The organism is Arenimonas oryziterrae DSM 21050 = YC6267, assembly GCF_000420545.1.
In the GTDB taxonomy this organism is placed as follows: domain Bacteria; phylum Pseudomonadota; class Gammaproteobacteria; order Xanthomonadales; family Xanthomonadaceae; genus Arenimonas; species Arenimonas oryziterrae.
The window spans coordinates 1-14,058 of record NZ_ATVD01000001.1; the positions used below are offsets into that span (position 1 = coordinate 1).

The following is a 14,058-nucleotide window of genomic DNA, read 5'->3' on the forward strand; positions in this document are numbered from 1 at the left end:
AGCGCGGAGTCGGCGACGATCAGGCGATCGAGATCGTCGTAGCCGAGGTCGCGAGAAGTCAGGCCAGCCTGCGCGGCATCCGTGATGTAGTCCACATTGCCGTTTTCGTCGAAGACGTAGTTGTCATCCAGGATCGTCTTGCCTGTCACCGGATCCAAATCGATGTCCAGACTGCGACTGGGCATCTGTCGCGTGTTCTGGGCCATCGTGTGCTTGACGCCGTTGCCATAGAAGAAACTACTGATCGCGCCATTCGGGTAGTAAGTGATTGCGTTGGCAAAGACTTGACCGCCTGGCACACGGACTTCGGTCGCACGACCCAGCGCATCCGGGGTATAGGCAATTTCCCAGCCATTCGGATATTTGAGCGATGACAAGTGCGCGTTGGCGTCGTAGTAGTAAAAGATGGAATGCTGCACGCCAGCATTGTCCGACAGCTCGTCGGTGGGAAGGCGTCGTTTGTTGTAGCCGTAAGTCGTGGTAACCGTCTTGTTGCTCGGGTTCGCGGCCGCAATGGTTGCGAGCAATCCGTCCGGCTTGTATGTCATTGCCATGTTGGCCGTATTGCCCGGCGTGGTCACGGCAGTCACGCGATTCATGCTGTTGTACGTGCGCGTTGTCTTGGCGGTTGCAACTACGGCATTGCGATCGCACGTCAGGCTCGTGAGCGCGGTTCCATCGGCGCTCCAGTCGATGTTGCCCGCCGCGTCGTAATTCACCAAGGCCGCTCCCGACTCTGGATTGACCGTCTTGCACAGGCGCTCGCCTGTGTCATACACATAGCTGCGCGTCGCGGTTACGGCGTTGCCGCCATACGTACCACTGCGCGTGACAGCCAGCGGCTTGCCGAAACCGTCGCGTGTGATACTCGTGGTCACGCCCATCGGCAGACTGACGGTCACCGGCGCGTCTGTGCTCGGGCTGTCTTCCGCACGGTAGCTGGTGGTCGTCTGCTTGCCGCGAGGATTTGTGGTGCGGATCTGAAAGCCGGTCAGATATTCCGTAGTCGCCACCAACTGACCCGGAACCGCCTGCCCAGGAAGAATCAGCTCGGAATCCTGCTTGGACTGTGTCGCACGTCCAATGGCGTCGTAAACGGTCGTCACGCCTTTCAGCGTGTCGTCGACCGTGGTCAGGCTGCCCTGCGGGTAGGACGTGAATACTTCCCGGCCCGCAGCATCGTAACGCTTGACCACATACGACTTCGTCGCGGCATTCGCCGTGTCCTCGGTCAGGATCAGGCGCGGACGCCACTGGGCGTCGTAGTACGTCGTCGTCTTGCCATTACCGGTCTGGACGACCTGCTTCCAGTGCCCTGCGCCGAGACCGAATTCCGTCGACGCCACCGGCACAAAGCTGCGCGTGGTGTTGTTCCAGGCCGTGGTGTCACCGGTCGGATACGTAATGCCCGTCATGCGACCGAGGGCGTCGTAACTGTAGCTGGTGACGTAGGTGTTCTGATCTTCCGTCGTCAGCAGGCGGCCGATCGCATTGACCGTTGCTTTCTGGGTCGTGGCGTCGGCGTAAGTGATCAGTCGCGGGATGCCGCGATACCAATTTCCGACCGTCGTGGTGTTGTTCAGACCATCCTTGACGGTCTTCACGACACCGTAGGCATCGGCGACGGCGAATTCATAGGTCAGCTTTTGCTGCAGCACGCCGAAGGTATAGAACTCAATCGGCAGCAAGGACGTCGAGTCGTAGACGACCTCGCTCTCTACCTTGCTTGTCGCCGCATCGGTGACCGTCTTGCTCAGCCCCAGCACCCATTTGAGTGTGCTGTTCTCGTAAGTCAGAAGGTCAGTGCTCGTGTACGTCGATACCGGACCGCCCGCCAGACCGGCGCTGGTGCGCGTGATCTTGGTCGGATTGGCATAGACATCAAAGCAATACGCCGCCGACCCACCCTTCAGGCAGCTATTCGGCACCTGCCAGGTGAACGTCGCGCCTTGCTGGGTGATCGTGCGCACCGTCGTCGGCGTCAGTTTTTCCGACGTGCGATCGCCCTTGAAATACGGGCTCGAGCCGATCAGCGTCGGATAGATCTGCCCGGTCGGGTCCAGCAGATAGGTCGTGTCTTCCGTGGTCAGGATGCCGGTGGGGCCACTGCCCCGCTCGACCTTGAGCAGCTTGCCTTCGTTGACCAGGAACTTGTTGCCAAAGGTGTAGCGGATGTATTCGCCGGCCGGCGCGCTGACTTCCACGGTGCGCGTGGTCGGGCAACCGCTGGCGCATTCGTCTGCGAAGCTGGCATTGGCGGGGCCGTAGGTGTACGCCCACTGCGCCGTCGTCATGCCGGGACCCGAGATGGTCTTGGTCTTGAGGGCGATGACGTCGTACCACTTGGGATAGACGGCGAAATTGGAATAGGCCGGATCGTAGGTGTCGCACACCTTGGTGACGTAGGAGCGGCCATGCCGCTGCGCTTCGAAATAGAACGTGCCCGTCGCGCCCGAGGGATGGGTCATCGTGCCGGTGCGGGCACTCGGGTAGAGCGCGCCCATGTTCTCGCAGGAGAAGGGCTCGGGATCGGTCGTGACGAAGGCGTAGTCCAGATCATCGAGATGGATCTGCCAGGCACTATTGTCGGGCAGCGTGACGCTGGACAGCGTCACCATCGGACCACCAGTGACATAGGTGTAGGTCCAGGTGCGCGTGCCGTCGCTGACGGTCGAGACCTTACCCGCCGCGTTGTAGGTCAGCGTGATCTTGCGGCCGTCGCCGACGTGCGTGCCCCAGTCGGTCTCGATGCTCTTCAGGCGCCAGGGATTGGCGCTGTCGTAGGTGTAGTGAACGGTGTTGCCGTGCCGATCGGTGATCTCGGTCGGCATGATCCAGAACTCCTGCCGGGGCAGGATGTAGGAGTTGGCGATGACGTTCGGCTCGATCTCGCCCGGACCGTCGACGCTGGCCTGCGAGGACTGCGCCATCATCAGCTCGGGCAGCTGCGTGGTCTTGGTGATCGCGGCGTAGTCGCGCTTGACCACCCAGTCGAATTTGTAGGTCGTGCCATCGGGCGCCACGGCGAGGAAGGCTTCACCCGCGACGCCATTGGCCGTGGCGGACAGGCACGAGAAGTACCACTGGTTGTTCGTCACCCAGTAGTAGGTCTTGCCGTCGGTCGGGCCGGTGGGATTGTTGGTGGCGTTGGCCGACAGCATTTCCTGACTGCCCGCACCCGGGACATAGAGGGTATTGCCGCTCCAGTACTCGGTGCCGCTCCAGGAAATGCTCTGATGACTGACCGTCGGCGGCTGCGCGTTATTGGCGCCGACCGAGCAACGGGAATTGGGCGAGTTGTACTTCGAGCTTTGCCAGACGTTCTTGGCGAAGATGCCTTGCAGATGCGGGATGTCGAGGTCCCAGTCGCCAAACGCGCCGTTGAACAGCGGCTGGCCCATCTTGTCCATCGTGAAGCGACGGCCGACGGAGACGGGAACCGAGTAGTTGCCGGGGAGCGAAACATCGGTCGCACGGAATTCCGTGGTGCCGGTGTAGAAGTTGGTCTCTTCGCCGAACATGTCGGGCCCAAGGGCGCCTACCTGTTCCGCGGATTTGATCTGCTTGCTGTATTCGTCCTTGAACTCAACCGCGTTCGAGGACACCGACACCAGACACAACAACACACTGGCCAACACGGCCGACTTCTGCAAACGCATTCCATTCCCCTGAGGAGGTTTATCCGGCAACCACGGGAGTATTGAATCACGCGGCAGTATCACTAACTGCGACACGGAGCACGGAGGACCACGCGTCAGACAAAGTTACTAACTAGGCCAACTGGGCTAGGTTGCTGCACTGCCGCATGACCGGACATCGGGCAGCATGGCTATACACTTTTGGCCATTATGACTGCCTACGGCAGTATCGCTAACTTCCTGCCTGCCCCACCCGCCTGGCAGCTCACGACCCGCGCTTCGACGGCCTCACCCGATAAACCAGCACATACACCCCAAACACCCACGCACAGGCCGATGCCCAGCCCGCCAGAATGTCCGATGGATAGTGCACGCCCAGGTACAGGCGCGAGGCCGCGATCAGCAGCACCAGCGCGAAACTGACCGACACCACCAGCCAGCGCCAGCGCGTTGGCCAGCACAGCAGTACGACCGCAAGCGCGAGCGTCATCGAGCCCATCGCATGGCCGCTGGGGAAACTGAAGGTGCTCTCGGGGGCGATCGACTCCCACAGGCTCGGGCGCTGGCGCGCGAACAGCTGCTTCACGCCGAGATTGAGCAGGGCCGAGCCGGCGACCGACAGACCGAAGAACAGGCCGTCGCGCAGGCGACGCGTCCAGGCGAAGTAGCCGACCAGGATCAAATCGATCGGCACCACGCCCCAGGCGTAACCAAACGCCGACATCGCGATGAAGAACGCATCCAGCCTCGGCGCATGGCGCGCATGCGCCCACAACAGCACCGGGTCGTCGAACAGGAAACGCTCCTGCCGGTGCACGTCTTCGGCGATCTCGGTGAAGCCCCACAGCGGCAGCAGCACGCAGACGAACAGCAGGACCATCGTCCCGCCGTGCTTGCGCGCGAAGTCCAGGCCGAAGCGCAGTTCGTCCGCGAAACGCGACGCAAAGGTTTTTACCGGCTCAGTCGGGCCGGGGGACATAGCGCCTAGCGACGTAATCGTCGATGACGGCAACGAACTCCTGCGCGATGTTCTCGCCGCGTAGGGTCATCGCCTTCTCGCCATCGATGAACACCGGCGCCGATGGCGCTTCGCCTGTGCCCGGCAAGGAAATGCCGATATCGGCGTGGCGCGATTCGCCCGGGCCATTGACGACGCAACCCATGACGGCGAGCGAAAGATTCTCGGCGCCGGGGTTGGTGATTTTCCATTCGGGCATTTTCGCGCGCACATGTTCCTGCACGGTCTTGGCCAGTTCCTGGAAAAACTCCGAAGTCGTGCGGCCGCAGCCGGGGCACGCGGTGACCAGCGGCGTGAATGCGCGCAGGCCCATCGTCTGCAGCAGTTCCTGCGCAACGATGACTTCCTGCGTGCGCGAGGCGCCGGGTTCGGGCGTCAGGGAAATGCGGATCGTGTCGCCGATGCCTTCCTGCATAAGCACGGCGAGCGCGGCCGCCGACGCGACGATGCCCTTGCTGCCCATGCCCGCTTCGGTGAGGCCCAGGTGCAGCGGGAAATCGCAGCGCAGCGCGAGGTCGCGATACACGGCGATGAGTTCCTGCACGCCGCTGACTTTCGCCGAGAGGATGATGCGCTCGCGCGCCAGACCCATCTCGACAGCGCGCTCAGCCGAATCGATCGCCGAGCGCACGAGGGCTTCACGCAGCACGCGACTGGCTTCCCAGGGTTCGGCGCGCGCGTGGTTCTCGTCCATGAGCTCGGCGGCGAGTGCCTGGTCGAGCGAGCCCCAGTTCACGCCGATGCGCACGGGCTTGTCGTACTCGATGGCTTTTTCGATGATCGCGCCGAACTGGCTGTCGCGTTTCTTGCCGAAACCGACATTGCCGGGATTGATGCGGTATTTCGCCAGGGCGGCGGCGCAGGCCGGTTCCGCGGCGAGCAGCTGGTGACCGTTGTAGTGGAAGTCGCCGATGATCGGCACGTCGATGCCCATCATCGCGAGCTTCTCGACGATGCGCGGCACGGCGGCGGCGGATTCGGGGTTATTGACGGTCACGCGCACCATTTCCGACCCGGCGCGCCACAGGTCGGCGACTTGTTTGGTCGTGCCGGCGATGTCCGCCGTATCCGTGTTGGTCATCGATTGCACGACGACCGGGGCATCGCCACCGACTTTGATCTTGCCGATGACCACCTGCCGCGAGGCGCGTCGCGCCCGCGTTGCCGCTTCGCTCATGCCAGGGCTCCGTTGCCGGGCGCGGGTTCGCTCGCGGCCTCCGAGGCCATGACCAGATCCTGACGCAGAGGACGCAGCACGGAGTAGTCGCCGGCGTTCATCAGAACGTCCACGCCGGCCAGCAGATCTTGTTTCAAGGATTTCGCCTCGTAAGCATAGGGGTCGCCGTCGCGCACGACGTCGAGTTGCAGGGGTTCGCCATTGGGCAAGCTGGCCGCGACGAAACAGCGTTCGTCGCCACCGTCGAGCGAATCGATTTCCAGTCCGCGCATCGCCGGGCGGATGCTGCCGTCGCGCTCATGAATGCGCAGGCCGACGGCGACAGCATTGCGCGACATCAGTTCGACGCCGGCCGACAAGCCGCCATTGGCTTCGTAGCGCAGCCAGCGCACGACACCGAGCATCCATTCCGGGTCTTCGTCGCCTTCGGCGAGCGTGATGCCGACGAGTTCGCCGACGCGGGCGCGGATCTGTTCGGCATTGTCCCAGGACATGCGGTAGCCGCCGAGGCTCTGGTCGCGCACGGTCGCCGAATACACGGGCACGCGCGCCAGATCGGTGCTGCCACCGCTTGCCCACTCGGCGCGCGTGACGGTATGCACGACGTGTTGCGCGCTCTGGCGCATGAAGGTGTCGAAATCGCGCAGGCCGGCAAGATGGAAATGCAGACTGCTCAGGCCGATGACGGTGCGCAGTTCGTGCCCGGCCGTCAGGCGCTTGTGGCTGCGCGCGGCGGCGAGGCCGAAGGCGCGCTTGAGGCGCACCAGCATTTCGGCACTGACGCGGATGCCGACGCCGCGCGCGGGCACGAGTTCGGAAAAGCCGTCCTGCTGGCGTGCGATCGCCGAGTCGACTTCCTGGCTGAAAGGACGCATGTCCAGCCACTGCGAATGACTTTCGCCGGCGGCACCGGGGCCCGGGCCGCGGTCGGCGTCTTCGGGCACGACCGGCGCGTTTTCTTCCGGCGCCTGCTTGAGCAGGGCGCAACGCGGCGCGTAGCTGCGCGCGATCTGCCACAGGCTGTCCTGCTCGGACTGGCTGAAAGCGAGCGGATTGGTCACCGCCATCAGCAGGGTCTGCACGTACAGCGCGCGGATCTCGATCGAGGTGCCGGCGACCTTGTCTTCGACCGCCTTGTTCTCGAGCTTCTGTTCGACGGCGAAGCTGTGCACACGATGCAGGCCCTGCCAGGTGCCGACATGCGGCGCGCGATACACGCGCCAGGCCACGGACAGGGCGCGGCTGTAGTGGAAGGCCGCGCGTTCGAGCGCCTGCCCCACGGCGCCGCCGCGCAGCATCGGGATATTGCCCGCCGGTGCGCACAGCTCGACCGCGGCCTTGCGGTAACCGTGCGCCAGCGCGAGGTGGAAGGCTTCGGCCTGGTAGGCCGCCTGGGCTTTCGGGGCCGGCAGGGGCAAGGCACTGCCGGCGTATTGCTGCTGCAGCAGGCCGATGGACTCGACCACGGCGCCGCGGATTTCTTCCATCGCCGCCAGGCGGGAGCCGCCGTCCAGGCGCTGGCCGGACAGGCTGTCGAGGGCTTGTTCGAGTTCCTGCTGGGCGGCCTGGGCATTGGCCCGGGGCAAGGCGGCGACCCAGGATTTGACCTTGCGCGCCTCGGCGTGAAAATGCCCCGCGCCGCGCCCCTGGGGATCGGGCATGCCTTCACGCAACAGTCGATAGGCCTGGCTCATGGGGTCGCTCCTTGCGAGGGAGCAGTTTAGATCAACCTCGCGGGGGAGTGGGCGATTGCCGGGTCGGGGCCCAGGGGCCGCCGGGTTTAGAGGCTAAACCACGGCGTCCGGGAAATTGTCGTTCACGAAAGCGAGCACGAACTCGTAGGGGTCGATGGCCGTGCCATGGTCCTGCGCGAGCGACACATTTTTTTGCCAAATCGCGCGGACCTGAGCAGGAAAGGAGTCGGGGAATTCCATCTGGTCGGCAACGATCTCCGTCCAACTTCCGTCCACGCCGAACGTCGAAGCCAGATTGGGTTCCATGGCCTCAAGCGCCCCGCGTTGCAGATCGTCGAGATGGCCGATGGCATCCAGCACGTAGCAGTCCAGCAGTCGCAGGAAGGGTCGGCCGTCGTACCTGCTCATGAATGGCTTTCCGCTCCTTCGATTATCGGTAGCGCCACCCCGGAAGGTCGCTCCGGGGTGGCGATCACAGTCTACTTCTTGTTCGCGGGCGCGCCGGCAGGCACGGCCCATTCGGCGTAACCGCCTTTCGCGCCGGCGTCCGGATGCAAGGTCCGCCAGAACGGTGAACTCGGCGTGTGCTGGGCCGAAGGCACCAGGCGCATGACGCCCGACTGCCCGAATGCCGTCGACGACGACGCGTGTTCCCAGGTCCAGCCCGCAGGCGTCTTGCGTCCACCGACCGAGGATACCCGCGCGCTGATACCTGGAATCTGCTCTTCCATCATTCGGGCATAACTGGGGTCGGCCTTCATCGCCGTATCCAACGCCGCGTTGGCGCGATTGAAATGCACGCTTCTTCGTCGACCGAAATCCGTCGGGTCAAGCTTTGTCTCGAAAGCGACGCTGTAGGCACTCGGTTTGGTGGGCGTGGACTTTGCTGCCACCGTAGCCGCTTCCCTGCCCGTCTTGGCGAGCAAGGAAGACCCTGCCTCGCGCGCCGCAATCTTCGCCGCCGCCGCCGCACCATCGCCGGCGACCGGGATGAAGGTCGCTGCGACACCGACCGTCGCGAGTCCCACGTCCGTCCACGTCGATTTGCCAAACGGCACTTCGACCGCGGTGAACACCAAATCCACGACATCCGGAACGATGCCCAGCCCCGGGATCACGCCAGCTACGCTCAGCGTGCGATGCGTCCACTTGCTGAAAGTGTCGTAGGCACTTTCGGGATTTTCGGCTTCGAAACCGGACGGGTCGACGAGATTGGTCGGGCTGTTGTTCGCGTACGCGTAGCGGTTGAGGGTCTGCGGACGCTCCGGATCCGGTGCGCTGCTCGGGTCGGGCGTGACGAAAATGCCGAGCGACGGATTCATCTCGCGCGCGCCCATGTGGTACAGGCCCGTCGCATCCAGACGTTGTCCGGCCAAGCCGATCGGATCGGACGGATGGTCGGATGCCAGACGACGACCGTAGGGCGACAACACCTGGCGGCCCAGCAGCTGGCCGGCGAAGTTGCTCAGCGTCGTGGCCGAATTGAGCTGGTCACCGTGGTAGTAGGTGCCGGCCGTTCCCTTGGCGCTGGCCAGGCGCACGCCGTTGAAGAAGTAATAGCGCGTCTGCGTTGCGGTCGCGAGATCGTCCTCGTAAAGCTCGCCGGCCTGGATCGTGTTGCCGATCTTCATGCGCTTGCCGTTGGCGTCGTATTGCATCGCGATGCCGCCGACCGAGATCGGGCGATTTTCCGCGTCGTAGAAGATCGACGTGGAGCCGTCCGAGGTCATGTTGCCGTTGGCGTCATAGGCCAGCGTGGTCGTGTTGCCGGAATAGCCGATGCTCGACGGCGCATGCAGCGGGCGGGTCGGACCCGGCGCGTAGGCATACGGACCGAGGCGACTGCTGGATGTCATGCGACCGATTTCGTCGTAGCCGAACGACTCGGACCAGACCGAAGCACCGCTGTTGGTCGCCGACGTGAGCCTGCGCAGATCGTCGTAGAGGTAGGCCCAGTTGTCGGTGCTCAGCAACGCGTTGCTGCGCGAGGTCACTTCGCCACGCGCATTGCGCGGGAAGGTGACCGAATGCAGCGTCGACCCGCCCGACACCACGGTCACGCCCTTGAGCCACAGGCGATCGGCGTCGTAGGTAAACGTCTCGACCGCGCCGCTGCCCAGGGTGCGACTGGTCATATGTCCGCGCGCGTCGTAGGACGTGGCGGTAACCAAGGGCGTCGCAAACAGGCTCGAACTCAGCGTTGTCACGCGACCGGCGACATCGTAGCCGTAGGTGAGGACTTCGTTGTTGGGATAGGTCTGCGTGCGTACCCTGCCCGCCCCGTCGTAGGACGTGAGGAAGTTGTAGCGGCGCACGGCCGGCCCTTTCAGCATGACTGCGCCGGCCGAGCGCCCCTGCGTGTGGGAAATATCTTCACCCACCTGCAGGGTTTCGCCCGTCACCCGGCCCATCGCATCGTAGCCGTACCAGTTGTAGACATCACCGCGGCGGGCGAACCAGACTCGGCCGATGGTGTTGGTGCACAGGCCCGCACAGTCGTAGGTGAATTCGGTGAGGATGGCGCCGGCGCTTTGCGTGCTGAGAACCCGGCCGATGGCATCGTAGTAGAACTCGATGACCTGGCCCTTGGCGTCGGTCTGCGTGGTCATGCGACCCGCCGCGTCGTAGGTGTAGCTCCACGCTCCCATGTCCGGATCGGTCTTGCTGGTACGACGGCCGAGGCTGTCGAACACCGACTGACTCAGATTGCCCTTGGCATCGGTATAGGCCACCTGTTGGCCGAGCAGGTCGTAGCTGATGGTGGTGTCGAACATGTCCACGCCCAAGGTGCCGGCCGGCGCGAGTACGCAGGTCTTGCCGAGGAACTCGCGGACCCTGACCACCCTACCAGCGGCGTCGCGATAGCGGGTGCGCGGCTTGCCGAGTTCATCGCAGGTCGTGGTGAACCAATCGCCGAAGAGGAAGCGTTGCTGGCTGCCGTCGGCGAACGTCACGGCGGTGACGCGACGCATGGAATCGTAGGTGTACGTCGTCCATTTGGGCGTCTCGCCCGTCAGATGCGGGGCGGACGTCGCCGCCAGCAAACCACGCGCGTCGTAGGTCGACTCGGTGATTTCTGGGACATTGTTGTAGGCCTGCCACTCGCGGCCGAGACCGTCGAAGTAGCTGACCTTCCATTGCGCGCCACCCTGCCCGTCGAACAGGGTCTCCGACAGGTACTGCCCGCCCGCACTTCCGAAATTGACGTAGCCATAGTCGGTGTAGCCGTTGTCGGCGCGGGTTTCGCGAGACCGGCGACAAAGCATGTCGTATTGCGAGGAGGTCGTCGCCTGATTGGGGTCGACCTCGCTGGCCTTGGACGCACAGACGTCGAGCCAGGTGTAGTTGGTGACATGACCCAGTGCGTTGGTACTCGACGAGGGATACAGCGCCCAAGGCGTGGCCCAGGCCGTCGAGGAGGTGTTGCCCATCGGGTCGGTTTCGGTGAGCCGGTTGCCGACGCCGTCGTAGGTGTAGGTCGTGGCGACGTAGCTCGCCGTGGTGTTGAGCCAGCGTTCCTCGCGCGTGACATCGCCCTTGGTGGGCATGACGCCGTAGCCGCCGCCATCGAAGAAATAATGCGTCTGCTTGAGCATCAGGCCATTCGTGCCGTTGCCCGCATAGACGGTCTCGTTTGCCGGTTTGGACACGATGAAGGAGCCCCAGTTGCCGGCGAAATCGTAGATCGTCGTCGTTTCGTCGCCCGCCTGCGCGGTATCGCCCAGGTCGACGACTTTGATGACGTTGCCGAAGAGATCGTAGGTGAAGAGCTTTCCTCGCTCGCGATGATCGGCGTCGCCGTTGTATTCGTGATCATGATCCTGGGTGACATTGCGGACCCAGGGGCCGTTGGGAAGATCGGGTCCGAGACCTTCGACCAGGCGGTACTTCACCGCTGTCACGGCGTTGGCGGCGTTGTACTGATTGCGCTGCATCAGTTCGCCGACCTGGAATTCGCGACCCTGCAGGAAATAGCTGTCGTCGTGCGCGCCGGTCGGATCGACCACCGAGACCTGGCGGAAGCCCAGATGCCTGCGTTCCAGGGGATCCCAGGCGCCGCCGGCGTAGTAGTAGATCGTCGCCATCGACCAACCGCGACCGTCCTTGACGGTCAATCGACTGACGGTCTGCGACTGCGGCGGATTGCCGGTCACCGGCCAGGTCGGGCCGACGACGGCCGGCCATGTGGCGGAAGGCAGGTAGTCGACTTCCGTGATGCCGCCGTAGCCGTTCTGGATCGACGTGACCTGGTTCGACAAGGCAGACGATCCCTTGAGCACGACATGCGGTGTCGCGAACGCGCCGTTGTAGGCGTGCACAAGCACATCGTCGTCGCCGTCGCCGTCGTAGTCGGCGATGCGGAAGTCGGCGTAACCCCATCGGTTGGCGGTCATGCCCGAGACGGTGGTGATGTCGACCGCCGGGCGAAAGCCGTTGCCGCCAATAGAGGTGAGCTGGTAGGCGGCAGCGGGATACGCCGTGACGTTGTTTCTCGCCAGAAGGTCGGTGCGGCCATCGCCGTTGAAATCGCCGGCAAAGACCGGGCCGCGTCCCCATCGCTCCGCATTCATGCCGTAGAGGTTGGTGACGTTCACCGCCGCGTCGAAATACGCGTGAGGCGGACCCGTCGCCGCGTCCGAACCTTGGGCGTACAACAAGTAGGACGAGCCCGCCGGGGCCGCCCAATGATGAATCAGAATGTCACCGCGACCATCCCCGTTGTAGTCACCGACGATCAGCTCGGCGTCGTACCAGCTGATGGCGCTTAGACCGTAGTTGGTACTGATCTCGATGAGGTTATTGAAGCCGCCCAGCGGGTTGGCCATCAACAGATACGTGTGATAGATGCCCGCGTAGATTTCTCGCACCACTAGATCGGTCCTGCCGTCGCCATTGAAGTCGCCCTGGGTGAGCACGGCATGCCAGCGACGCCCCGTCATGCCATAGGCCTGGGTCACATCCACGGCGTTGTCGAATCCGCCGCTGGCGTTGGCGTAGAGGATCGAGGCGTTCGGCAGACCTGACCAGTAGTACAGGGCCAACAAATCGACCCGGCCGTCACCGTTGAAGTCCGCCGGCACCAGGTTCGAGCTGTACCAGCGGATGGAGTCCATCCCTGAGGTGTTGCTGATATTGACTGCCGTCTGGAAACCGCCCGTCGTGTTGGCCAGCAGTTTTTTGGTGATGTAGTCCGACCCCCAGAGGTAGCGAATGAGAAGATCCGCGCGCCCATCGCCATTGAAATCGCCGGTCAGCACACTGGACTTGCCTGCCGTCCAGTCGATGCTGGTCATGCCGGATTGATTGGTGATGTCCACAGCGTTGTTGAATCCGCTGGCATTGGCCAGCAGGAGATAGGAACGCGTCAACGCGAGCTCGCCGCCGCCAAAGGTGTAGACGAGCAGGAAATCCTTGCGACCGTCGCCATTGAAATCGTCGGTGTAGAGCTCGGAGTTCTGCCAGATCTGCAGAGTGAGGCCGTAGCTGTCGGACATCTGCAGAGGCGCGTCGAATCCCGTCGCTGCATCGGACCAGGCCATGGTCGTGGCCGGCAGGGCGGTGCCGCCCGTGACGACACCCGAGATCACCGTTGCGTCGCGACCGAACTGCTGCACCTTCTGCAGCAACGAGCGCGAGGTGCGGACGCTGGTGATGTAGCTCAGACCATAGGCGCGGGCGCGGGCACCGCCCACCACGACGTCGACAGACTTGAGCAGCCGCTTGCGCTTGCCCAGCGTGTAGCCAGTCGCAAACGTGTCGATATCGGTGCGATCGGCGCGGTTGAGTGTGATCGCGACATTGGCGTAGGTCACGCTGGCCGGATAGCACTCGACCGTGATCGCGCTTTCCTTGTCGCAGAACCAGTTGTAGCTGACCGTATTACCGTGGGTATCGACGACCGTGCTCAGGCCCCAGCGCAAGGTCTTGCTGTTGTTCACGAAGGTCGGCAGATAGGTCATGACCGTGCCGTCGGGCTGGGTGACCGTCCAGACGCCGGCGGTACCGGTGATCCGCATCGGGCGCTGACGCAAGGTCACGTGCGTACCGCCCAAGGCGGTGGAGACGACAAGCTCTTCGCCGTCGAGCAGAAAGATGTCGCTCGACGAGGGCAGCGAGAAGCGCGGCGAGCCACGGCGCGGCGCGGCGCGTTCGATCGTCGAGAATCCCTGGAGATCCCAACCGACACCGGCAAACCCGTTCGCGCCCGACGAACTGTAGGTCAGGGCCAGTTTGGGTTCGATGCCATGGAAGGCGGGCGCGTCGAAAGCGATGGAACTGGTGAAGGCGCCGTTCTGCAGGGCCACCTTGGAATCAGCGAGTGCGCGTATTTGCGGCGTCTGTTGGGTCGTTTTCCCGACGGGAGTGTCCGCAGCCGTCGCAACGGCGGACGCGGCCAAGGTCGCGCACAGAATCAGCAGGATGCGAGTCGGGCGTGCGCCGATTCGCAAAGCGCAGTCAAGGAATCCGCGAACGGCGGCGATGGTCGGCATTGGATGTTTCCCCGGTGTTGGTTAGCGGGGCTACCCCTGC

Annotated in this window: 6 protein-coding genes; all 6 read right to left on the bottom strand. The window is 63.7% G+C overall.

The annotated features are described in order from the left end of the window. Nucleotides 1–3,659: RHS repeat domain-containing protein (locus tag G467_RS14805; RefSeq protein WP_022652407.1), on the bottom strand; the 3,659-nt coding region annotated here is incomplete at its 3' end. A 244-nt stretch (nucleotides 3,660–3,903) separates the two neighbouring features. Continuing rightward, a complete protein-coding gene (locus G467_RS14810; RefSeq protein WP_022967676.1) occupies nucleotides 3,904–4,617 on the bottom strand; it encodes a phosphatase PAP2 family protein in 714 nt (237 codons plus the stop codon). Then, complete coding sequence (ispG, locus tag G467_RS0100015) at nucleotides 4,598–5,833, bottom strand: flavodoxin-dependent (E)-4-hydroxy-3-methylbut-2-enyl-diphosphate synthase (protein WP_022967677.1); 1,236 nt, start codon at nucleotides 5,831–5,833, stop codon at nucleotides 4,598–4,600. The genes G467_RS14810 and ispG overlap by 20 nt, the downstream gene beginning before the upstream one ends. After that, on the bottom strand, nucleotides 5,830–7,527 hold the full coding sequence (locus G467_RS0100020) for a hypothetical protein (protein WP_022967678.1): 1,698 nt from the start codon (nucleotides 7,525–7,527) through the stop codon (nucleotides 5,830–5,832). The genes ispG and G467_RS0100020 overlap by 4 nt, the downstream gene beginning before the upstream one ends. A gap of 93 nt (nucleotides 7,528–7,620) precedes the next feature. Continuing rightward, on the bottom strand, nucleotides 7,621–7,935 hold the full coding sequence (locus tag G467_RS0100025; protein ID WP_022967679.1) for a hypothetical protein: 315 nt from the start codon (nucleotides 7,933–7,935) through the stop codon (nucleotides 7,621–7,623). A gap of 71 nt (nucleotides 7,936–8,006) precedes the next feature. Beyond that, nucleotides 8,007–13,832 (bottom strand): FG-GAP-like repeat-containing protein, encoded by a 5,826-nt coding sequence (locus G467_RS0100030; protein WP_162140733.1) that lies wholly within the window; start codon nucleotides 13,830–13,832, stop codon nucleotides 8,007–8,009. Nucleotides 13,833–14,058 lie beyond the last annotated feature (226 nt).

Excerpts from the sequence above, each read along its gene's own strand:
- G467_RS0100025 (WP_022967679.1), bottom strand. The coding sequence starts at position 7,935 with ATGAGCAGGTACGACGGCCGACCCTTCCTGCGACTGCTGGACTGCTAC.
- ispG (WP_022967677.1), bottom strand. The coding sequence starts at position 5,833 with ATGAGCGAAGCGGCAACGCGGGCGCGACGCGCCTCGCGGCAGGTGGTC.
- G467_RS14810 (WP_022967676.1), bottom strand. The coding sequence starts at position 4,617 with ATGTCCCCCGGCCCGACTGAGCCGGTAAAAACCTTTGCGTCGCGTTTC.
- G467_RS0100020 (WP_022967678.1), bottom strand. The coding sequence starts at position 7,527 with ATGAGCCAGGCCTATCGACTGTTGCGTGAAGGCATGCCCGATCCCCAG.